General features: G+C 47.0%; 20 protein-coding genes. 9 read left to right on the forward strand and 11 right to left on the reverse strand.

Annotated elements, in window-relative coordinates; genetic code table 11:
* Positions 1-10: 10 nt before the first annotated feature.
* The gene (locus tag AB3N00_RS11075; protein ID WP_413034574.1) at positions 11-517 is read right to left on the reverse strand and encodes an N-acetyltransferase family protein; all 507 of its coding nucleotides are present in this window, start codon (positions 515-517) and stop codon (positions 11-13) included.
* 111 nt (positions 518-628) lie between these two features.
* A complete protein-coding gene (locus AB3N00_RS11080; protein ID WP_413034575.1) occupies positions 629-1,042 on the reverse strand; it encodes a VOC family protein in 414 nt (137 codons plus the stop codon).
* Positions 1,043-1,334: 292 nt separating this feature from the next.
* Between AB3N00_RS11080 and AB3N00_RS11085 the strand changes: the two genes are divergently transcribed.
* Positions 1,335-1,952, forward strand: a complete 618-nt coding sequence (locus AB3N00_RS11085) for a stalk domain-containing protein (protein WP_413034576.1) — start codon at positions 1,335-1,337, stop codon at positions 1,950-1,952.
* A gap of 196 nt (positions 1,953-2,148) precedes the next feature.
* Here the strand turns inward: AB3N00_RS11085 and AB3N00_RS11090 are convergent, their stop codons facing one another.
* The 5 genes from AB3N00_RS11090 to AB3N00_RS11110 all read right to left on the reverse strand — a co-directional run bounded on the left by AB3N00_RS11090 (position 2,149) and on the right by AB3N00_RS11110 (position 7,044).
* Positions 2,149-2,382 carry an XRE family transcriptional regulator gene (locus AB3N00_RS11090; RefSeq protein ID WP_413034577.1) on the reverse strand — a complete coding sequence of 78 codons (234 nt, stop codon included), beginning with the start codon at positions 2,380-2,382 and terminating at the stop codon, positions 2,149-2,151.
* A gap of 168 nt (positions 2,383-2,550) precedes the next feature.
* Positions 2,551-3,105, reverse strand: a complete 555-nt coding sequence (locus AB3N00_RS11095; RefSeq protein ID WP_413034578.1) for a hypothetical protein — start codon at positions 3,103-3,105, stop codon at positions 2,551-2,553.
* Between the two features lie 340 nt (positions 3,106-3,445).
* Positions 3,446-4,546: a phosphotransferase enzyme family protein gene (locus AB3N00_RS11100; protein WP_413034579.1), complete on the reverse strand. Its 1,101-nt coding sequence runs from the start codon at positions 4,544-4,546 to the stop codon at positions 3,446-3,448.
* A gap of 65 nt (positions 4,547-4,611) precedes the next feature.
* A complete protein-coding gene (locus tag AB3N00_RS11105; RefSeq protein WP_413034580.1) occupies positions 4,612-5,445 on the reverse strand; it encodes a helix-turn-helix domain-containing protein in 834 nt (277 codons plus the stop codon).
* Positions 5,446-5,901: 456 nt separating this feature from the next.
* The gene (locus AB3N00_RS11110) at positions 5,902-7,044 is read right to left on the reverse strand and encodes a M23 family metallopeptidase (protein ID WP_413034581.1); all 1,143 of its coding nucleotides are present in this window, start codon (positions 7,042-7,044) and stop codon (positions 5,902-5,904) included.
* 211 nt (positions 7,045-7,255) lie between these two features.
* On the opposite strand from AB3N00_RS11110, the gene AB3N00_RS11115 reads away from it, so the two are divergent.
* The 4 genes from AB3N00_RS11115 (at position 7,256) to thrS (ending at position 12,186) form a co-directional block, all read left to right on the forward strand.
* Positions 7,256-8,017, forward strand: a complete 762-nt coding sequence (locus AB3N00_RS11115; protein ID WP_413034582.1) for a response regulator transcription factor — start codon at positions 7,256-7,258, stop codon at positions 8,015-8,017.
* Complete coding sequence (locus AB3N00_RS11120; RefSeq protein WP_413034583.1) at positions 8,014-9,777, forward strand: sensor histidine kinase; 1,764 nt, start codon at positions 8,014-8,016, stop codon at positions 9,775-9,777. The genes AB3N00_RS11115 and AB3N00_RS11120 overlap by 4 nt, the downstream gene beginning before the upstream one ends.
* A gap of 127 nt (positions 9,778-9,904) precedes the next feature.
* Positions 9,905-10,081, forward strand: a complete 177-nt coding sequence (locus AB3N00_RS11125) for a hypothetical protein (protein ID WP_413034584.1) — start codon at positions 9,905-9,907, stop codon at positions 10,079-10,081.
* 173 nt (positions 10,082-10,254) lie between these two features.
* Positions 10,255-12,186 carry a threonine--tRNA ligase gene (gene thrS / locus AB3N00_RS11130; RefSeq protein WP_413034585.1) on the forward strand — a complete coding sequence of 644 codons (1,932 nt, stop codon included), beginning with the start codon at positions 10,255-10,257 and terminating at the stop codon, positions 12,184-12,186.
* Between the two features lie 88 nt (positions 12,187-12,274).
* On the opposite strand, the gene AB3N00_RS11135 is transcribed toward thrS, so the two are convergent.
* Positions 12,275-13,138: an SDR family oxidoreductase gene (locus AB3N00_RS11135; protein WP_413034586.1), complete on the reverse strand. Its 864-nt coding sequence runs from the start codon at positions 13,136-13,138 to the stop codon at positions 12,275-12,277.
* A 102-nt stretch (positions 13,139-13,240) separates the two neighbouring features.
* Here AB3N00_RS11135 and AB3N00_RS11140 point away from each other — a divergent pair, with 102 nt between their 5' ends.
* Positions 13,241-13,738 carry a hypothetical protein gene (locus tag AB3N00_RS11140; protein ID WP_413034587.1) on the forward strand — a complete coding sequence of 166 codons (498 nt, stop codon included), beginning with the start codon at positions 13,241-13,243 and terminating at the stop codon, positions 13,736-13,738.
* Positions 13,739-13,775: 37 nt separating this feature from the next.
* Positions 13,776-14,522, forward strand: a complete 747-nt coding sequence (locus AB3N00_RS11145) for an MBL fold metallo-hydrolase (protein ID WP_413034588.1) — start codon at positions 13,776-13,778, stop codon at positions 14,520-14,522.
* Positions 14,523-14,689: 167 nt separating this feature from the next.
* On the opposite strand, the gene AB3N00_RS11150 is transcribed toward AB3N00_RS11145, so the two are convergent.
* Positions 14,690-15,895, reverse strand: a complete 1,206-nt coding sequence (locus AB3N00_RS11150; protein WP_413034589.1) for a PQQ-dependent sugar dehydrogenase — start codon at positions 15,893-15,895, stop codon at positions 14,690-14,692.
* 311 nt (positions 15,896-16,206) lie between these two features.
* Here AB3N00_RS11150 and AB3N00_RS11155 point away from each other — a divergent pair, with 311 nt between their 5' ends.
* The gene (locus AB3N00_RS11155; protein ID WP_413034590.1) at positions 16,207-17,295 is read left to right on the forward strand and encodes a M24 family metallopeptidase; all 1,089 of its coding nucleotides are present in this window, start codon (positions 16,207-16,209) and stop codon (positions 17,293-17,295) included.
* A 128-nt stretch (positions 17,296-17,423) separates the two neighbouring features.
* Here AB3N00_RS11155 and AB3N00_RS11160 read toward each other — a convergent pair whose 3' ends face one another.
* A complete protein-coding gene (locus tag AB3N00_RS11160; protein ID WP_413034591.1) occupies positions 17,424-18,107 on the reverse strand; it encodes a queuosine precursor transporter in 684 nt (227 codons plus the stop codon).
* A gap of 225 nt (positions 18,108-18,332) precedes the next feature.
* On the reverse strand, positions 18,333-19,730 hold the full coding sequence (locus tag AB3N00_RS11165; RefSeq protein WP_413034592.1) for an L-cystine transporter: 1,398 nt from the start codon (positions 19,728-19,730) through the stop codon (positions 18,333-18,335).
* A gap of 334 nt (positions 19,731-20,064) precedes the next feature.
* Here AB3N00_RS11165 and AB3N00_RS11170 point away from each other — a divergent pair, with 334 nt between their 5' ends.
* Positions 20,065-21,765 carry a methyl-accepting chemotaxis protein gene (locus AB3N00_RS11170; RefSeq protein ID WP_413034593.1) on the forward strand — a complete coding sequence of 567 codons (1,701 nt, stop codon included), beginning with the start codon at positions 20,065-20,067 and terminating at the stop codon, positions 21,763-21,765.
* The last annotated feature ends 116 nt before the right edge of the window (positions 21,766-21,881 follow it).

Genomic DNA, 21,881 nt, shown 5'->3' on the forward strand with positions numbered 1-21,881 from the left:
TGCAGCAGATTTACGTTATTTTTTTGCCCAGAATCGTCAAATCCCGGTTTACGCCGTCCAATACAGCCACTTCCGGATAGTACCCCCATTGCTCGAAGCCATGCTTCCGCAGCAAACCTAGACTTGGTTCATTGTGTCCAAAGACAAATCCCAGAATCGTCGTAATTCCCAGCGCAGGACAGGCAGCAAAAATCGTGTTCAGCAAGCGTCCCCCAGCCCCGATTCCCCGGCATTGCTGATCAACGTACACACTCACTTCCACTGTACCGTTGTATGCAGGACGCCCGTAAAAAGAGCTCAAGCTGGCCCAGGCCACAACTTGTCCTTCATGCCTCATCACCCAGAGCGGGCGATGGTCCGGCGAATGCTCTTCAAACCACGGAATGCGCTGTTCTACCGTCACTGGCTCCAGATCCGCTGTCACCATCCGACTCTCAATCGTGGAGTTATAAATTTCTACAATCCTTGGCAAGTCCTCCCGAGATGCATATTCAATCTGTACACTATCCAGCTTCATGTCTACTCCCCCAATGTTCCAGATCAAACTCCAGTATGACGAATATTATAACGGAGAAGAGAAGCAGGCGTCATCCCCCAAACATTCCTATGCGAGCAGTCTTCTCTATTGCTAAGGCAGGTATTTCTCTTTGAAAATTGGACTTAGTTGACTCCATACATCAAATTTATTACCATCCAAATCAAAGAAAACAAAATTCCTTCCGGAATGGCCTCTGTTTTCAATTGCACCAACTCTAATCTGTTTCTCACTAAAATCTTTATGTATTGCTTCTAATGCCTGTATTCCATTCACCTCAAAAGTGATGGAAAAACGCTCAACTCCGTATACATCAATGAAATTGGAGCTATGACCTTCTTTAGATTGGACAAGGAAAATACTCTGGTTGGCGAAATTAAGAATGGCTTTGTCTTCATCTTTATAGTTTAACTCTGCCTCCAATTTGTCTACATACCATTGAGAAGAAAGTTCTACATTTGAAACCGGGATATACGTAGTTCCTACCCTTAACAATTTATTATTCATCCTATTCGCCTCCTCAAAAGACCTGAATAAATTCATTTCTAACACGCCGTTTTGTGTCACGCAAAGGAGCCTCCGTTAGAAAATGAATACTATCATTAGAACATACGTTCCAATTGATGTAAATAACATATGTACAAAATTAGAATAATGATACAATTTTCCGCCTTTATTCGACATTAACTAGTCCTGTTCGCGGTTTTTCTCAGTGGTAATTAGGGAAAAAGTCTCTTCTACTCCTATGACTGTTCCTCCAAAATATATGATATTACTACATATAACAAGGAGGATACATATGAAGAAACGATGGAAAGCGAGCTTGATCCTAGCAGCTGGACTGCTTATTCCTACTACTGTTTGGGCAGCGGGAAGTCAGATTACCGCCCAGTTGTCTCCGCAAATTATGATGCTCTTGGAGGGCCGAGTGATCGGGACGCCTTCAGAAGCTCCGATTTCTTATAATGGGAAAACCTATGTACCGCTTCGGCTGGTCGGTGAGTCACTTGGTTATGAAGTTAAGTGGGATGGAGCAAACAATACGATTTCAATTAAAAATCCGGAAGAAGATTACCCTCTTGTTAAGAATGATGCAGTTGAAATTCTGACCACAGAGGCAAACTATGATTATATTACTTCCATGGATAGCAAGTCCTTCCTCGGCGGCATCAATCTGGACTTTACCTATACGCTGACCAAAGACGTATCACGACCACCGGTCATCGTGATGGAAACGCTCACTAAAGACCATACGGTGCTAACAAGTGAAACGAAACTGCTTAATACCAAAGCTGGTACATATAAGGATTTCATTATCGGGGATAAAAACCGTCTTCCATATAGCGTTAAAGTGAAGCGTGAGGACGTTATCAAGCAAATGACCGAAGACTACTATTATCGTATTAAGATCAAATAATAAATTGATCCACAATACTTTGCAATAAATAGCAGCCGGATAACTATTGAACTGCACCCCATGGTTAGTTGTGTCTAACAAATGAGGTGCAGTTCAATACATTGAGCGGCTGCCTTTTTGTAATATTGACCTAGTTTTTCTCGCTAGCTTCATGGATCACATTTATAGCTTTACATGCTACCTGCCACTTATTCGATTAGACTCCCTGTACTTCATTATCGTTCGGAATCAATTCATACAAGTCACGAACATCACAACCAATGGAATCGGCGATGGATATAGCAATTTTGAGTGGCATCACTCTTTTGTTTTCAATAAAGTCGTAAACTCGTTCTGGTTTAAAAAGTAAGTCTTTTGCCAGCCATTCTGCTGACTTTCCGGATTCCATCAATCGTTCATTCAGTAAGCAACGTCCTAGTTCGAATTTCAAGAAATAATGACCTCCCGTGTAACACATATTTAACCTTAAGCGTTGTCCATTGTCAGCATGAATATACTTTATAAGGGAGCAAAAACAGTGATGTTCCCTATACGTATGCCCAATTGGTTGGGCGAGTTCCATGGACGAACTAGCGTTTCGCGTTAACTTGTTTTCTCCTTAACCTGGTGAGTCCGTTAAATCGTTATCCATAAAATCGAAATATCCCGATACTCCAATCGAGACGGTAGTAAAATAGAAATACCGCTTCTCAAGCTCCTGATTTTCTTCGCTCATCTCTAGAAAGAACGGGTCTTTAATGATCTCATCATTCATAATACCCTCTCGCCAGAAGTTCAGCTCAAGTTCTTGAATCGTAAAGGAAAATCCCGTCCTCGGATCATCATCCCCAACCATTGGGTACTCTTGCCTAAGCGAGTGGATTAAATCCTCTACCTTCGTCGTGAAGATGTCTACACCTTGATATAAACAAGGAATATAGAATTGCCCCGAGTAGCGGGGATTAATCAGTTCAATGAACTTCACCCGGTCATTGGAATCGTATTCGAAATGTTCCCACATAAACATCATCTCAATATAGCTCGGATTAACGGATATACTATCATCAGCTCTCCAATTGTTCAGACTTTTAAAAATTTGCTCCACCTCTTCCCTGCTCATCCCCAGCCGAAAAGGACCGATGCCGACAAGCGGGGTTATCATGATTGTATCCATCTGCAAACTCCTTTCAAAGACAATTCACTCGTTTGTATTCAGAATCCAGCCATCATAGGCATATTGCATCAACCTGCCCGTTAGTTGAACAAAAGCAGCCGATCGTGTTGATCAGCTGCTTTTGTTGTTTTATATCGCTATCGTTTCCCGTTAGCAGAATAACTGTTTTTATTTGAGATGCGCTTCAGCTTAAACGAATCTATCGATGAAAAATAAGAAGGAGTTTGCCACGCCGTGACGCTCCTAGGATCCAATTGATTAACGCAAACAATATTCCCTAACCGCTCGATGGCATTCAGATCTGGGTTATAGAGTGGAAGGGAAAACCGCAACAAAAAGACTAAATATTGCGTTTCTCATACTCAAACGGCACTTCACTAGAGTAGATCTCATGAAAAAAACCTAAATACGAGATATCTTCTTCCATACATTTTATAAGATACGACAGTTCCTCGTCACACTCAGGCTCTTCCCCATTGTTGTCCATATTTTCGAATCTGTCTAATATATTTTCCATAAGATTCCCTTGGATAAATAAGGGCAACTTATCCAGCATTGAATCATCGAGATTGGTCTCGGATCTGTACCCTGCAAGGACTGACTCAAAATAATTATCCATGAACTTTCTGCGTTTACCAGCGTCTGGTTCAAATTGGTTCCAGCCTACGCCGTTTCCCCAAATACTGGCCAAGTCAAACATATACCAACCGAAACATGAATTATCGAAATCATATACAGTTATTTGTCCGGTATCAAAATCTATCGAATAATTCCCATCGTTGAAATCAAAATGGATCATACCAAAAAACTCCTGTTCCCTATCCAATCCTTGTAAGGTATCAATGAGTTTTACCATCTTCTCCTTAAGTAAAGACAAGGAACACGGTATCCGTTTATCGATATATTCGGCATTGTATTTGTCAAAAAAGCTATACCGGCGATGGACAGGCATATACCCTTTCGATATTTGGTGCAGTCTCCCCAGGGTTTTGCCGCAATTATAATAATATTCGGTAATTGGAGCTCCTTCTCGGTACCGATAATTATTTTCTACAAGCATTTTCCCCTTAGCCTTTTCAAACAGGCAGACAAAAAAGATTTGGTTATTGTGGGCGATCTCCTCCAGCAAGTTACCCTTTCGGGAGTTGATTATATTTGAGACACTGCCTCCGTGCTCAAACAGATACCGAACAAATTCCACTTCACCTAGGAAATCTTCACGTCTTCTGTCTGGTAAGAAAGCTATTCTGAGTATTTTAGCGCCCTCGCCCTCTTTTTCACAGGTATAAACGACATTTCGCCCTCCATCATGTGCCGGAATCCGCTGGATTTCATAGCCTTCTAATCCGAACACTCCTGATACAACTGTAAGTAAATAGGTATCTCCGATTGCAACGACTTCGTTATAATTTATAACTATCTCTCCTTTTCGTTCAAACATCTATTTGTGATACTGTACAAAAAAGAGCATGCCACAGTATCGGCACGCTCAATGGACTTTTTTGATCATTTTAAGAAGGTTTTCACTCTGATGGGCGCAAACCATTCCATTTGACAATACTGCCCATCATAAGTATCCGTATCAATTTTTTCGAAGAAGAATTCGTTATCCAGAAGTTCGTATCTCCCATTGTGTTCTTTGGCAAGCCTATCGATGGCTGTATACAGCGCCTCTGCGCGTAGTTCGCTAATTTCCTCGTAATGATGGTTTCCAATATAGCGAAAGCCGACACACATTGAAGCAGGGACTGTATCACCTATAAAGTCGTCAGGAATTCCGTTCAGATCCTTTACACGCATGGATGGTAGATAGTGCGTCCAACTAAGCGATGGATCAGGTGTCCTCGTTAGACCGTAATAGATATTGGGTTCTACCGGATTAGGCACTTCATGCCGCTTGTCCCACCAAAACTGTTTGGCCGCTTCGGGTGCTTTGGTCAATGATTCAGCGATCTCAATTTGATACATTCGCCCGATGACATGAAAAGACGGGATCATGACCATATCCGGCCCATATACTAAATTTCCGCAAACATCATTTTTTGGAAACAGATGAATCGGAGCGGTTACTTGAATATTTTTGCCCGATTCCCTGCATTCGCCAGGCGTTATCCCATATTCGCGTTTAAACGCACGTATGTAGGTTTGTTCATGTTCGTAACCGCATTCGATGGCAATGTCAAGGACCCGCTTCTCGGTTTGCATCAATTTTTCCAAGCTGACGGCTAGCTTTCGAGAGCGGATATAGCTTTGTAGCGGCACGCCAAAAGCGAACTTGAATAGTCGACGCAAATGAACAGTGGAGATCGGGAGATCGTTCAGATATTCTGTCTCGCTCATACCTGAAACACTTTCTTCTATTTTGGACAGGAGCTCAGAAAGAATTTTGTATGGTTGTATAGCCTGTGTCACTCTCCTAGTATGTTTTTGTTCCTTAAAATTCATAATGAAATTTGTTCGCTACTATCGAAATCATACCACAGATGGAAATAATATTCATTTCTTGAAAATATGAAAAAGCCCTGAGTCAATTGAGTGGTTAAAATTTCTCATTTGATCTTACTGGCCTCTGGCCCTTTTACACTTATAGTTACCCGCCCTATTTATGGATACGGTTGTCCGTGAGTAAAATTAAACTAATCTGCCCGTTAGCTTAACGCAAAGACAGCCGACGAATTCGCCGACTGTCTAATTGAATTATCATTCTCGTTCTATCAGGACTCAAGATTAACTTATGCTTCCAATTTCAACTCTCGGCAAACCGCATCCATGAATCCAACCAATAATCATACTCGGCTATTCAGGAAGTCCCTGAAAAACATTTCCTCGCGTCAGCACCTGACTCTGATCTGCCCAGCGGATTTGGAGCGAACGGGAAGTGAATAGATCAAGTCCGTCCGAGACTTGAAAGTGCAGATGGGCTTCACTGGAGTTACCGGAATTGCCAAGCTCACCAATCAGCTCTCCCTGCTTGACTTTATCTCCTTTTTTGACTGCTACACTGCCTTCCTTGATATGTGCCGTGATGCTGTATTCCCCACTGCCATGATCAATGACCACAAAATTCCCGGCTGGTTCTTCGGCATTCATCACTCCAGGCGTGTTATCAGGAATGTCGTTTTTGATCTCGACGACCGTCCCATCAGCAGCGGCATAGAGCGGTTCACCAAAAGCATAATAGTTTTCGTTCGCCGTGGCCTCCCCTTGATAACTTGAATCTCCCTGCGTTCGAACGATGTCCAATGCGTAACGCTGTGTTTCATGCGCATAATGATAGTTGGACATCACATCGTTTCCTCCCCAGAACACAAACCATTCTCCCTTCACAGGAAACTGAAATTCGGTTTTGGTAAGCTTCTTGTCCGTCTCCTCATGCGTTTCAAGGGGCTGGATCAATAGGCCGGCAATCTGATGTTCTTCGGTAAAATAAGCTTGAATCCCCTTGGTTCCCGTCTCATCTTTCCAGGAATGCTCAGACAGGTTATTCAGGTTGACTTCCACAACCGGATCCCAAGAATTGACCCCTTCCAGGAAGCTGTCCACAGACGCTTTGAACTGTTCCAGTGTCACCGTGTCCTTGAGCTCCGGACTCATCTGATTGTATATGTCCTCCTTCGAACCATGCATTAAGGTATCAATAAAATTGTCAGGTGTAATCATAGCGCCCTCCTTGGCAGCCGTAGTTTCTTCCTGATTGGTGTCCGCTCCCGCTGGAGCTGCAGCCGTTGTTTGTTCTGCCGATGGTTGCTCCGCCTGGCTGGATGATTCCGAAATCCCGCAGGCAGATAGTATTACACACGATCCAATGGCTGCTACAAGCAGCTGCCAGCCTCTCCTGCTCCTTAATTTTTCATGCACAGCATGTCCTGATTTCATAGTGTACTTCCCCTGCATCAACGTCTTATCCTGCTGGTCACTCTTCTTATTGAATCTGTTCACTACATGCACCCCTTCTGTGGAACATTATCTTTCCAGTTAAGTGTACAGAATCAATCTTATCCTTTGCCTAACCTCACCTTACGTCTACCATAACTCTGAGGAAGTCTGCGCTTCATAATTAAGATTCTGTTAAGATAGCCGATACGCTACACTGCTCTTCTGAATGGTATGATAAACAAGTTAAACCAAAACAGGGAGGACATTTTACGTCATGGATGAAGTTTCAATTCTGCTTGTTGATGATGAACAGGCGATTTTACATATGTTAAAAACGGTACTGCTCAAAGAGCAATTCGTGGACATTGACACGGTCACCACGGGAGAAGATGCGATCAGTGCATGCGAAAACAAAACCTATCATTGCATCGTGCTGGACGTCATGCTTCCTGGCAGAAGCGGGCTGGAAATCTGTCCTTTTCTGCGTCAATTGACGGATGCCCCCATTCTTTTTTTAACCGCCAAAACAACCGATTATGACAAACTGACCGGCTTCGCGGTTGGCGGAGATGACTATGTCGTCAAACCTTTTAATCCATTGGAAGTGGTTGCCCGCATTAAATCACTGCTGAAACGTTATTTGCCTAAACAGACCGCAGCGAACAGATTGCACTCACTCCATGACGCAACTCCGTCATCCGCTGCACCGCAGGAAGGCGTCTATGATTACGGTCGTTTTCAAGTATTGGAGCAAGCCGGTGAACTCCGGGTAGAAGGTCAGGTGGTAAGCTGTCCGGCGCTGGTTTATCAGCTGCTGCTCTTTTTCTGCAAACATCCCAATCGAATCTTCACCAAATCCGAATTGTATGAGCGGGTCTGGGGCTCGGAATCCATTAGCGACGACAACACCGTCATGGTTCATATACACCGGATTCGTGAGCGCATTGAGGCCGATCCCTCGAAACCTGAGCTGCTGGTGAATGTCCGCGGTCTGGGATATAAACTCATTCAGTCCGATATGGAGTCCCGCGGATGAGTATACGGCGCAGATTGATGACACGGTTCATCGGCCTGCTAGCCGGAGCTGTGATCCTGATCTTGGTACTCGGCGGAAGTATCGCCTATTGGGTCATCCAGCAGCTGAATGAGGCCAGCCTTGTTGAAGATTTCGCTTCTGTAGGGCTCGAACAACTGATCAGTACGGCAGAGATTCTGCCGGATGGCACAGTTCGATATGATCCCGAGCTGCTTAAGCGTGTAGAGGAGAACAACGGCTGGCTTCAGGTTCTCGATGAACAAGGCCATGTGGTGGATGCTTTTCATACCCCTTCCGATGTCCCGAACCACTATAAACCCGGAGAACTTATATCCTATTGGGAAGGGAGAAAGCCCTTCCCCTACCAACTCTACATGCTGATCCGGGAAAGAAACGGAATCAACTTTACCCTGTTATATGGGGAGAGCAATCAGGCCGTAACGATTCTGGAGCAAACCTACAGCGGCGGTAGTTATGCAAATGACAAGCTTGTACTTCAATCAGAACAGCAGGAAGTTATTCGCTCGGCGGGCGCGTATCTGCTGATCTTGGATCATCAGGGACGTGTGCTTACTTCGTTCAATGAACCCGCCGTGGGCACGCCGGACAGCTACAGCATTCAAGACCTGATTCTGCGTACACGATACCCTACCAGGTATGGAATGACTACAGTGACCATCTATGATGAACAGGACCAGTCTACCTGGATGCTGAGTGTTCCGCTTGCCCGCAACCCGGCTGTGGTAAATGAGAACCCTTACCGTTTTATATTCGGCCCAGCGCTAATTGCACTTCTGATATCCATCATCACCCTGCTTGTGCTGCTTGCGCTCTGGTATGCCAACCGTTTTGGCTATCCCATGCTGCATATGCTCCAATGGCTGCAGCGGCTCGAACGCGGGCACTACGAGGAACCGACAGGTGCCCGAGGCAAGCCACGCAGCCAGAAGGGAAACGGAAAATGGCGTCAAAAATATCGGGTCTATTCGGAAGTATTGCGATCCATCCAGACGTTATCGAGTACACTCAAACGTGATGAAGAACTCCGCAAGCAGACCGAGTCCTTACGCGAGGAATGGATCGCCGGAATCACACATGACCTCAAGACGCCTCTGTCCTCCATTCAGGGATATGCGCACATGCTTGAAGCAGAGAAATACAGCTGGACATCTGATGAAGTGAGGGAATTCGCAGGCATTATGCTGGACAAGTCCATGTACATGGACCGGCTGGTGAACGATCTGGCCATGACATACCGGCTGCGCAGCGGTGGATACCAGCCGCCCGTGGAACAAACAGACGTAAATACGCTACTGCAGGATCTCGTTCAGCGCGCCGAACGCAACCCTGCTTATGGGGGAGGTCGCATCACGTTTCAACCTGCCCCAGTTCCGGTGAGCGGTCATGTGCATATTCCATCATTTGAACGAATCGTGGATAATCTCACCGCCAATGCCCTGCTGCATAATCCACCGAATACTACCCTCGTCGTAAGTGTACAATCAGGTGAGCAGACAGGTGATTTCTGTGTCCAATTTGCCGATGATGGACGAGGGATGGACCCGGAGACCGTATGGAAGCTGTTCGAACGATACTATCGCGGCACGGATACCGCTACATCCGATGTCGGATCAGGTCTCGGCATGGCGGTAACCAAAGGGCTGATTGAAGCCATGAAGGGCCGGATTGAGGTTCAATCCGCTTTGGGGAAGGGAACCGTCATTCGCCTAATATGGGACCGTCATTCTGACAAAGTCTAAAAAATATCCGCTTGACCTTTTCATTTTCAGTCTATATAATCGACACTCAATAACACCTGTTCCAATATATTGATATGGACCTTGAGTTCATTTTCAATCCAATTTGAATGACATCAACTTTGTATATATGGCGATGACCAGAGACATGATTTCGTTTGCGTGCTGCCCAGAGAGAGAAGGGATTGGTGAAACCTTCTTCAGCGAACGGACCGGAATTACCCCTCTGCAGCCGTGGCCTCGAACCGCAGCCGGTCAGACTTCCCATGGACGTCCAACTTGGTTGTCAGTAGAGCTCACCGTCTGATCCCCGATAACGGATCCCAATGAGGGTTATGATGTTTTCTGTTTTCGGCGGCTGGCCGGCAGGAGATATTCATAACCAAATTAGGGTGGAACCACGAGCTGAGCGCACTCGTCCCTTTTCCGGGACGGGTGTTTTTTTGCGCTTCAAACCTTAAACATTGGAGAGTGGTTCGCATGAGTAATCAACAAGGTAACCCCATTGAAATTCGCCTTCAAGGCGGAGCAGTTCGTTCGTACGAGGCAGGCATTACTATCAGAGAAGTCGCCTCTTCCATCAGCACTAGCTTGGGCAAACAGGCTATCGGAGGCATTGTGGACGGCTTAAACGTGGATCTAGATATGGCACTGGAACGGAACTGTGAACTTGTCATCGTTACACTGGACAGCGAAGAAGGCCTGAAGCGGTATCGCCACAGTACAGCGCATGTGCTTGCACAGGCATTGAAACGTATTTATGGTGCGGAACAAGTCAAACTGGGGATCGGCCCCGTTATCGAAGACGGCTTTTATTACGATGTGGATCTGGAGCATGCCTTGTCCATTAGTGACCTAGCTGCCATCGAGCGGGAAATGAACAAGATTGTGCAGGAAAATGTGAAGATTAGCCGCCGGGTGGTTAGCCGTGAGGAAGCCCTTCGCCTGTTCGAAGAGATTGAGGACCCATATAAACTTGAGCTGATTCGTGATTTGCCGCAGGATGCGGAACTGTCGATCTATGATCAAGGGGAGTTTTTCGATCTGTGCAGGGGTCCCCATCTTCCATCCACTGGACGGATTAAAGCCTTCAAGCTGCTAAATGTTGCAGGGGCCTACTGGCGGGGCAATTCGGATAATAAAATGCTGCAGCGAATCTATGGTACTGCCTTCCCGAGCAAAGCCCAGCTGGACGAACATCTGCATCTGCTCGAGGAAGCGAAGAAACGGGATCACCGCAAACTGGGCAAAGAACTGGATCTGTTCATGTTTTCGGAGGAAGCACCGGGCATGCCCTTCTATCTTCCCAAAGGGATGACTATCCGTACAGAGCTGGAGCAATTCTCACGCGAGCTGCAGCTGCAGGAAGGCTACCAGGAAGTTCGGACTCCCCTAATGATGAACAATCGCCTGTGGGAGCAATCCGGTCATTGGGAGCATTATAAGGACAATATGTATTTCTCAGAGGTAGACGACGCTACATTTGCGCTGAAGCCAATGAACTGCCCAGGTCATATGCTCATTTTCAAAAATACACTTCATTCCTATCGCGAGCTTCCCATTCGCATGATGGAATTCGGTCAAGTCCATCGCCATGAATTTTCGGGCGCCCTGAATGGCATGATGCGGGTACGGACATTTTGTCAGGACGATGCTCACCTCTATGTCATGCCAGAACAGATTGAGGATGAGATCAACCAGGCAATATCCCTGATTGGGCGCATGTACGATATCTTTGGATTCGAATACACAATTGAGCTGTCCACTCGTCCCGAAGACTCCATGGGATCAGAGGAACTGTGGGATCAGGCAGAACGTGCACTGCAAAATGTACTGGATCGGCGCGGTGTGAAATACCGCATCAATGAAGGAGACGGTGCCTTTTATGGACCGAAAATTGACTTCCATATTCTCGATGCGCTGAAACGCAGCTGGCAGTGCGGAACAATTCAGCTTGATTTTCAAATGCCGGAGAAATTCGATCTCACTTATGTTGGCGAGGACAGCCTGAAACACCGTCCCGTCGTGATCCATCGCGCCATCTATGGCTCAATCGATCGCTTCATTGGCATACTGACTGAACACTATGCGGGTGCATTTCCGCTCTGGCTTGCCCCGGTGCAGGTGAGGCTGCTCCCTGTTTCCGATCACTATATTGATTATGCCCTGCAGGTGCAGAGTCAGCTGCGAGCAGCCGGAATCCGGGTCGAAACAGATCTGCGCAGCGAGAAGCTCGGGTACAAAATCCGTGAAGCACAGATGGAGAAAGTGCCTTACTCGCTCGTACTTGGTGAAAATGAGAAAAATGCCTTATCCGCCTCTGTCCGCGCATACGGTCAGGGAGATCAAGGCATTCAGAGCATTGAAGCATTTATCCAGCAGATACAGCAGGCCGTGAAGGCAAAAGCCTGACGGTATCCGTCATTGCACTTGACGTGAATCGCCATTTTGGGTCATTTGCCGAAAGTGAAGCACAGTGCTGCACTTCAGCTATGGCCCATTACAATTTCTCATCAGGCTTCAGTCCAACCTGCTGTTCGCTCCATGTCCAGAAACGTTCAGCCGCAGCATCGTCCATCGCATGTGCTTTTAGCTTTTGTTCTTTCTTTTGATAAAAGTAACGTCCTGTCAATTCCGCTACCTCCGGACTCGTAGCCAGATAGATGGCCGTTTGTGCCCCGTCCTCGGGAGACAGGAAAAATGGAAGCTTGCCGACAAAAGCCATGATACGTGTGCCAAAGCCAGTATGGCGATCCACGCCAATGCTTGTGCCAACCGCACCTGGATGCAGGCAGTTCACCGTGACTCGGCTGCTTGCCACTCTACGGGCCAGGGCACGGGTGAACAGCACGTTGGCGAGCTTGGACTGTGCATAGCTTTTGATCGGATTATAGCCTTTGTGCAGATGTGGATCATCAAAATGAATCTTGCCTGCTTTGTACGCACCGGATGAAACGTTCACGATTCGTCCCTTCTCCGCAGCCTTCAAAGGCTCGATCAAGAGCAATGTGAGCAGAAAATGTCCGAGATGGTTAATGCCGATGCTCTGTTCAAAACCATCCGAGGTCTCCTGTCTCTTCACCATGACCACGCCGGCATTGTTAACCAGTACGTCAAGTGTATCGTAACGATCCCGGAAGGATTGCGCAAAATGACGGATACTTTCGAGTGAACCCAGATCACACAGCATCAGTTCAATCTCCGTCGATCCGGATTCGCGCAATGCTTCTTGCAGAGCCTGCTGTCCGCGCTTTTCACTGCGACAAGCCATAATCACTTTGTACCCTTGCCTTGCAAGTTGAATAGTGGTTGCGAGCCCCATGCCGGAGTTCGCTCCTGTTACAATCACTGTCTTCATGGACATCAGGTACTTCCCTTCTGAACCTGGGGTTCCAAAATTGATAATCATCTTCTATGCTAATATGAGATAATGAAATCACATATCGGTTTCCATGGGAGGACAAGTATGCTGACCAAAGAAGATTTCAAAAAGATCAAAAAAGAAGCCAAGCTTGAAATCGTACTACTGGAACAGGACTATCACGATATCCGGCAGAAACCCGATTCAGATCAGTTTGAAAAACGAAATAATCGAAGATACGCTTCGCTGATCATTGAATTATGCGCGATTGTTGAAGACATGCTAGATCAGCTATATCAACGTGTATACCAAAAAAAGTTTAATTCGACCCAGCTGATGAAAACTCCTGCCTACCGTGCACGTTCCAATATGGAGATTGTCCAGGCTGAATTAAATAAGCAGCAGATTGCCTTGGAATCCGGAATGGAGAATTTCGGTGAAGCTCTCAGTCTGGTGTTTCAGTCGAGGAACAAACTTATTCATGAGAACTTCTCATTTGCTTCCATCGTCAAGGAAGACATGAATGAAGAACAAACCTTTGAGGCCATGCTGAAGACGATCAAAAAGTACAGAAAACATTTGAAATTTCTTCGCCCAGAATAAATGCCAAATCATATGAACCAAAGGAGGTGCGCCGGACTTGATCCGGAAAACTATGAATAATCAGACAAACTCTTTTACCGTGCTACACCTCAACATTCCCACGCCTTCTGGTACTAATCCAATCTACCCTGTCATGCTTCGCGATGAAGACGGCATTACGCTTGTAGACACAGGCATGATTGGCCAATTCGCCAGTCTTCAGTCCGCTTTGGAGCAGGAAGGTGTCCAACTGGCCGATGTCAAACGCATCATTTTGACACATCAGGATATTGACCATATTGGTAATCTGGGTGCCCTTCTGGATGCGATACCCGGATTGGAAGTCTGGGCGCATGCCGATGAAGTTCCTTATATTAAAGGCGAGAAGCCATTGATTAAGTTCACAGTAGAACGCAGAGCCATGCTGCCCGCACCCGTGCTCGCGCAAGCCGATCAACTCCTCTCCCAGCTGCCTGAGATTGAGATTAGCAGAGTCTTGGAAGACGGGGACATGCTGCCTCTTCAAGGCGGAATCCAGGTGATACATACACCAGGACATACGCCGGGACATATCTGCCTGTATTTCCGGGAAGCGCAATTTTTGCTTGCTGCTGACGAATTGCGTGTCGTGGACGATGAGCTGGTTGGACCCGCGCCACCTGCAACACCGGATATGCCTGAAGCGCTGAGAAGTTTGAAAAGGCTGACCGGCCTGAAACTGAACAAAGTGCTCTGTTACCACGGCGGCGAATACACGAAGGAGCTTAGCGAGCGTATTGCCAAGCTTGCGGAAAGCGCCGATTAATTGGCAGTCACACGCTAACGAGCACTTCCCTATATAATGGAATTAAGGGGCTGTCCCAAAGTCATGAAAATGGCGGGACGCTCTTTTTTTTATGGTTTAGCGAACGGAGCACGTTCTATTAGACACGTTTTTACAGCTGTAAAGTTTGAACGAATCCTAGACACCGCTCAGCTTTCAGGTGTAAGCACAATTAATTGATCATCCCCATCCCGCGGCGTTCCACGTCCGTCCCGATTGTTTGTCAGAATATATAACTTCCCGTCTTCTCCGGCAGTCACATTGCGAATGCGTCCCCACTCCTCTTGAAAAACGGGCTCTACCTGATCCACTTGTGTACCGTCCTCTGACAGGGTAATATGCAGCAATTGCTCGCCTCTCAGATTAGCCGCAAGCAGTGAACCCGCCCATGGCCCTTCCTCAATAAAAGCTACACCCGATGGTGCCCATGTATCATCACCACTGTGAGCCAGCGGAGCCTGATATGCGCCATTGTCATCCTCATCTCCCTCGACTTCAGGCCAGCCATAGTTCTCGCCTGCTTCAATCCGGTTAATCTCATCATAATTCCGCTGGCCATGCTCGGTGGCGTAAAGGTACTTATTATCCGAATTCCAGGCCAGACCCTGCGCATTGCGATGTCCCATGCTGAACACAGGCGAATTCGGCCATGGGTTGTCTTCAGGGATCGATCCGTCGAGACCAATCCGCAATATTTTGCCACCCAAGCTATCCTGATCCTGTGCCAGTTCCGGTTCATATCGTTCACCTGTCGTAATGTAGAGCAAATGGTCAGGACCGATTTTGATCCGGCCTCCGTTATGATTCGTCCCGCCTGGAATGTTGCCCAGCAGCTCCTTGTCTATTACAGCTTGATCCTTATTTACCTTCAAACGTAACACCCGATTGGCGATTTCGCCCCCTTCAAGATAGGAGTGGTAGGTGTACAGATATCCGTTATTTTCAAAGTCCGGATCAGCAGCCAAGCCCAGCAATCCTCCTTCGCCCTCTTCATTGAACGGAGCCTCAAACGCAATGAGTGGTTCGGATTTCAATTCTCCGTCCTCAATGACGCGGATGGCTCCAGGGCGCTCCGTAACAAACATCCGTCCATCCGGCACACTCACCAGTTCCCACGGTGCATTCAGTCCAGTCACCAAAACCGAGGCCTGATATGGGATGACCGCATTCCCCTGCGTACCTTCCTCATCGGTATTCGTATTGTTATTGCCTCCACTCGCCGTCTGTCCCTGACCCGTCCCTTGTTTTTGTGACACCTGCTGAGATTCTGTAGATGGATCGCCTGATGTACAGGCAGTCAGCAGAGCCATGCTTAACAACGAAGCGTACAGCGGAACGCTTAATCGGTTATTCATCATTCCATCTCCTTTCGATTGAATTGAGACAATCTGTAGTAAAGCATTTTGCATAAATTCAATAAGTGAATATGAATCAGGCAAATGCTGAGTAATGTTCCTGGAAAAGCTGAGCTAATATGAGTAATCCGTATCGGTATCGGTTAGCCATCTTCAACGTCGTTTCGCCCTGTATTTACCCCTCCCTCCACTCGCCAAAACGGAAAATTGGCGGCATCCGATACGGGTCCCATGTCCTTCCCCTTTGGCATTTTTCAATATTCTTCTATAATAGAAGGATAGAACGAACTGAAAGGTGGACGTATACACTCATGAATCTAAGCCCTTTATCCCGTCTGGAAGCTGATCTGTCTACACAAGGATTGGACGCCATGCTGATTACAGATCCGAAACATATCTACTATTTAACTGGTTTTGCAAGCAACCCGCACGAACGCTTTCTCGGTCTGGTTCTTGCCCGTGGCGAGGAACCTTTGCTGATCGTGCCTGCCCTGGACGCTGAAGCTGCTGCAGCAGCCTCCTCGGTAACCAATATCGCGACTCATTCCGATACCGATAATCCCTATGCATTGTTCGAACGTTATCAGGGACGCTTAGGCCGGATGGGTCTTGAAAAAGAATACGTCACTGTCTCGCGTTATGAGCAGCTGACCGCTGCCCTTGGTGCTGTCAACTTCGAAGATGTCGGCCTTCTGCTCCGCACACTGCGCGTGAAGAAGACACCAGACGAAGTAGCCCGTATCCGTCATGCCATTCATCTCATTGAAGAGACCCTTCGCCAGGGATTGTCTCACGTGCGCACAGGCGTAACCGAGATTGAACTGGTGGCTGAGATGGAATACCAGATGAAGAAACTGGGTGCGGATGGTCCTTCCTTCGATACCATGGTACTTACCGGACCCAAAACAGGCCTGCCGCACGGTACACCGGGTGAACGCAAACTGCAGCATGGCGATTTGTTGATGTTCGATATGGGCGTATACGCTGCAGGGTATGCATCAGATATTACGCGTACATTTGCCTTTGGTGACATATCTCCCGAACTGAAAACCATCTACAACACCGTGCTTGCCGCAAACGAAGCTGCCATCCGTGCGGTGAAACCGGGTGTGGCGTGTGCCGATATAGACCGTGCAGCCCGTCAGGTGACGGAAGATGCCGGATACGGTGAGCGTTTCATGCACCGTGTGGGACACGGTCTGGGAATTGATGTGCATGAGTATCCTTCATTGCATGGACAGAATATGGATGTTCTTCAGGAAGGCACCGTATTCACGATTGAACCAGGGATCTATACGGGTGCAGGCGGAGTTCGAATTGAAGACGATGTTCTCGTAACAGATACTGGCGTCGAGGTGCTGACTTCCTATCCAAAAGAGCTGCAAATTTTGACGGATTAATCTTACATGTATGAAATTAAAAATGACCCGCTTAGCCATATACATGTGGCTGTGCGGGTCATTCTCGTTATCAGGCTTTTTTCATTTGCGGTGGACTGCTTACGATTACGAATGCAAACTAAACCTGATTAGGCTTCATCCTTAATTTTAAAATTGCGCGCTGCATACAGAAACGGCGTACCTACCGCGGTCAACACGAATTTGATAATGTACGTTGTGAGGAAGATCTCGAGCCAGACGTCCCATGGATAGATGAACGCAAATGCAATCGTGCAGAACACCAATGTATCCACAAAGGAACTGACGATCGAGCTGCCATTCGTGCGAATCCACAACTGATTGCGTCCAGGTGCCACCTTGCGCAGCATGCTGAACAGTCGCACATCCAGGAATTGGCTGATGAAATAAGCTGTCAGACTTCCGAGTGCCAGACGCGGCAGCAGACCAAACAAGGTTTTCATGGAATCCTGCGCAAAGTCCGTCGGTGCCGGTTGAAAGAATATGACCATCTGCATCAGTACTGTCGTCATGATCAGCGTGAAAAATCCGAACCATACGGCTTTACGCGCTTCACCCGATCCATACTTCTCATTGAGAAGGTCACTAGTCAGGTACATGCTGACATACATCGTATTGCCAAGCGTCAGTACAATCCCCATAATATCTATCGTTTTGGTCACCTGAATGTTGGCTATAACCGTAGCCACACCAATCCAGGCATACAGACCCTTTTTACCGAACAGGCGGTAACACAATAGGAAAAAACCATACGTTACGAGAACGAAAAGCGCTCCCCAACCCAAATTAAACATTAAACATACACTGCCTTCCTAGTTTTGATTACGCGGGATGGTTACGAACCGCGGTCTGGCCTGGGGCCAAAACATGAATACTCTATCACATTTCCCTTCCTTTGAACAGCACTAAATAACGGTATCCACGGATCTTATGCAAAAAGCCGCCCTACGGGTTAACCCGTAGGGCGGCTAATTCTCGCTTGTTACTGCACATAAGCCATTTGCTGATTTGGTTTCGGGTTACGCTTGAACCGCAGAATCCAGATCACGACTTTGATCATTGAATGTATCCTGATCATTCTCTTTCAGAATTTTACTGGATACGAGACCAGCAGTCATCGAATCGTTCACGTTCAGCGCCGTACGACCCATGTCGATCAGCGGCTCAACCGAGATCAGCAGGCCTACCAGTGCAACCGGCAGATTCATCGTGGACAACACGATCAGGGAAGCGAAGGTTGCCCCGCCGCCTACACCAGCTACACCGAAGGAACTGATCATGACAACCAGGATCAGGGTAATGATGAAGTCCCAGCTCATCGGATCGATTCCGACCGTAGGAGCAATCATCACCGCCAGCATGGCCGGATAGATCCCGGCGCAGCCGTTTTGACCAATGGTAGCCCCGAAGCTTGCCGACAGGTTCGCAATACCATCCGATACGCCAAGTTTCTTCGTCTGTGTCTCCACGTTAAGCGGGATTGTAGCCGCACTTGAACGGGAAGTGAAGGCAAATACCAGCGTTGGCAGAACCTTTTTCACATACGTCAGCGGATTGAAACCAAACAGTGCGATAATAATCAGGTGGATGATAAACATCACAATCAACGCAACGTAGGATGCAATGACGAACTTGATCAGCTTCAGGATCTCATCCGGATTCGTTGTCGCCGTTACTTTCGTAATCAGCGCCAAAATCCCGTATGGAGTCAGCCTGAGCACCAGGGTTACGATCCGCATGACTACTGCATACACCGCATTCACCATGCCTCGGAACGTTTCCGCCTGCTGTGGCTTTTTGCGATCCAGTCCAAGGACTGCCACACCGATAAATGCCGAGAAGATCACGACCGCAAGTGTTGACGAACGGCGTTCCCCGGTCATGTCTGCAAATGGATTCGAAGGAATAAATTCCAGCACCTGCTGAGGAATCGTCTGATCCTGTACATCAACGAGACGTTCCTCGACCTTCTGTACCTGTGCGAGCTCTTTGTCTCCACCTTCGATCTCAATCGAAGTCAGGTTGAAGCTCAGACTTGTTACGATACTTACACTTGCCGCAATGGCCGTCGTAATGAGCAAAATCGCAATGATGGAAAAGCTCATTTTGCCGAGGTTTTGCTTGCCCTTCAAATTCATGATGGCCGAAATAATGGAAACCATGATAAGTGGAATCACGACCATCTGTAACAATCGAACATATCCCGAACCGACAAGGTTAAACCAATCGACGGACTTGGTAACAATGTCAGAATTAGACGAGTAAATCAGTTGAAGAATGACGCCATACACAACCCCGATTCCCAGACCTGCGAATACTCGCTTAGTAAAGGAAATATGTTTCTTTTGCATCCAATACAGGACGCCAAGAAGAACGAGCATAATCACTACGTTCAGAATGACTAGAAAAGTATCCATTTCGTAAAATCCTCCTCAAAATGTGCATACCGATTGAACGGTTTTTCTATTCGCTTGAAGCGATATTGAACAATATATCATATATCAAACTATTCTGGTAGGTATTAATTGATATTATGTAATAAGCATGTAATAAATTCATGGATTTCTGAAAAAAATTCACCGTTTAATGAAAATTATTCTATTCAACCCCCGGTTAATTTTGTAATATAGGTATATCCGCTTATTCCCAAGATTTCTCAACGTGAAAATTAGGCCTTTCTTCGTTGGTATATAGTCTTACGGGACGAAAAAGCGACAAATGTTAATGAACATGACGTGAAAGGATGATCCTATGTTTCGTAATCGTACGGTGGCCGGCAAAATTAGAGGCACGCTGTTCCTCGTTCTGCTGGTGGCCTCCCTGTTGTTTAGTATCAGTTTTTATGCTGTGTCCATGAATATCATGCAGAGCTACGTGCTCCCGCAGTTCGACAAAGTCCTAAACACGTCTATTCAGGATATATACAAAAACATTTCAGCCTCCAAGATCTTGCAGGTGCAAAGTGGCGGGGCAGGTGCTGAAGGTGCCGCACTGACTGTCGAATCCTATTTGGCTGAAAAAGCAAAAGAACATAATCTCGATGCGTCTTACGTTGTATCCATCGAGGAAGGTAAAGCCACCGTTGTCATTGCAAATGCTGCCTCAGAAATGATAGCCGGAGATGAAATTAGTGTCCAGTCCGCGATGAATACGGCTGTCGAGACAAAAGAAATGGTCATCAGTGAAGTCTATTCCGATTCCTTCGGCGTACATAAAGCAGCCTTTATTCCGATCGCTGGCAGCAACATGATTATGGCCGTAAGTATGGATGCCCAGTTTATTCAGGATAAAAATGTCCAGATCTTCTGGTTATGCCTGGGGATCACAGCATTGGTCTTTGTGCTTGGCTGGCTCATCTCCACCAGCATGATCAAAAGAGTAACCAAACCAATCATCCAACTTGTACAACATAGTAAAAAGATTTCCCAAGGCGATCTGACTGCCGAACTTCAGATTAAGGGCAAGGACGAGATCGCACAACTCGCAGCAAGTTTCCAGAGCATGACCCACAATTTGAAAGAAATGATCAGCCGCGCATTGTCCACCTCCAATGAAGTGGTTGAAGGCTCCGATGATCTGTTAAAACGGGTTGAGTCGATGTCCGGTATGGTCAAAAACTCCAGCCGCTCTGCGGAAGACGCCGAGAAAGGCAGTATAACCATCGCGTCAAGCGCTGCCGAGAATGCACGCGCCATGGAAGAAATTACGCAGGGCATTATGCATATCGCTTCTTCCTCTGCCGAAGTATCGGAACAGATCGGTGAAGCCGCGAATGAAGCCGTCAACGGTAACCGTCTGGCGCAGGATGCTGTTCAACAGATGGAACGCGTTGGTCAGACCGCAAGCGAGTCACTGCGTTATGTTGAAACGATGAACGAACGTTCGATCGCAATAGGAACCATTGTTACATCCATTTTTGAGATCACAAAACAGATCAACATGCTTTCACTTAATGCTTCCATTGAAGCAGCACGTGCTGGGGAGCATGGCCGCGGGTTCGCTGTCGTAGCAGGTGAAGTACGCAAACTGGCGGAGCAATCCAAGACAGCTACGGAGGAAATTGCCGATTATCTCGGAACTATTCGTGAGGATGCTGAACGTTCGGTGAGTGCCATGAACCGGGTAACAGAGGAAATTGGATCAGGTACCCATGTGGTTCAGCAGGCAGGAACGGCTTTCCAGCAGCTTAACGAATTAATCCAGAACGTCAATCTGACCATCCAGACCGTATCAGCTTCGACAGAGGAAGTCTCTGCAGGTGCAGAAGAAGTCAGCGCATCCGTTGAAGAAACGGCACAGATTACCTCCAGATCGCGTGAGAGCATGCAGCAGATCGCTTCGACTGCCGAGCGTCAGCTGAGTGAGATGGATTCCCACTCTGATACCGTTCGCCATCTGCATGAACAAGCCATGGAGCTCCAATCTGCCATGAAGAAGTTTAAAATCAATTAAAATAAGCTAACCAGGTATAACATTAAACCATCATTCCCACATGTGAACCACAATTAAACCAAAGACATTCAAATACCCCCATGCATAACAGCAGCCCGGTTTCCGGTACTGTGATT

Source organism: Paenibacillus xylanilyticus (assembly GCF_047246825.1).
GTDB classification, from domain to species: Bacteria; Bacillota; Bacilli; order Paenibacillales; family Paenibacillaceae; genus Paenibacillus; species Paenibacillus xylanilyticus_B.

Bases quoted from the DNA above. Each gene is read 5' to 3' on its own strand.
- AB3N00_RS11095 (WP_413034578.1), bottom strand. From the start codon at position 3,105: ATGGATACAATCATGATAACCCCGCTTGTCGGCATCGGTCCTTTTCGG.
- AB3N00_RS11080 (WP_413034575.1), bottom strand. From the start codon at position 1,042: ATGAATAATAAATTGTTAAGGGTAGGAACTACGTATATCCCGGTTTCA.
- AB3N00_RS11100 (WP_413034579.1), bottom strand. From the start codon at position 4,546: ATGTTTGAACGAAAAGGAGAGATAGTTATAAATTATAACGAAGTCGTT.
- AB3N00_RS11135 (WP_413034586.1), bottom strand. From the start codon at position 13,138: ATGTCCATGAAGACAGTGATTGTAACAGGAGCGAACTCCGGCATGGGG.
- AB3N00_RS11120 (WP_413034583.1), top strand. From the start codon at position 8,014: ATGAGTATACGGCGCAGATTGATGACACGGTTCATCGGCCTGCTAGCC.
- AB3N00_RS11170 (WP_413034593.1), top strand. From the start codon at position 20,065: ATGTTTCGTAATCGTACGGTGGCCGGCAAAATTAGAGGCACGCTGTTC.
- AB3N00_RS11155 (WP_413034590.1), top strand. From the start codon at position 16,207: ATGAATCTAAGCCCTTTATCCCGTCTGGAAGCTGATCTGTCTACACAA.
- AB3N00_RS11165 (WP_413034592.1), bottom strand. From the start codon at position 19,730: ATGGATACTTTTCTAGTCATTCTGAACGTAGTGATTATGCTCGTTCTT.
- AB3N00_RS11115 (WP_413034582.1), top strand. From the start codon at position 7,256: ATGGATGAAGTTTCAATTCTGCTTGTTGATGATGAACAGGCGATTTTA.
- AB3N00_RS11075 (WP_413034574.1), bottom strand. From the start codon at position 517: ATGAAGCTGGATAGTGTACAGATTGAATATGCATCTCGGGAGGACTTG.
- AB3N00_RS11125 (WP_413034584.1), top strand. From the start codon at position 9,905: ATGGCGATGACCAGAGACATGATTTCGTTTGCGTGCTGCCCAGAGAGA.
- AB3N00_RS11150 (WP_413034589.1), bottom strand. From the start codon at position 15,895: ATGAATAACCGATTAAGCGTTCCGCTGTACGCTTCGTTGTTAAGCATG.
- AB3N00_RS11140 (WP_413034587.1), top strand. From the start codon at position 13,241: ATGCTGACCAAAGAAGATTTCAAAAAGATCAAAAAAGAAGCCAAGCTT.
- thrS (WP_413034585.1), top strand. From the start codon at position 10,255: ATGAGTAATCAACAAGGTAACCCCATTGAAATTCGCCTTCAAGGCGGA.
- AB3N00_RS11105 (WP_413034580.1), bottom strand. From the start codon at position 5,445: ATGAGCGAGACAGAATATCTGAACGATCTCCCGATCTCCACTGTTCAT.
- AB3N00_RS11085 (WP_413034576.1), top strand. From the start codon at position 1,335: ATGAAGAAACGATGGAAAGCGAGCTTGATCCTAGCAGCTGGACTGCTT.
- AB3N00_RS11160 (WP_413034591.1), bottom strand. From the start codon at position 18,107: ATGTTTAATTTGGGTTGGGGAGCGCTTTTCGTTCTCGTAACGTATGGT.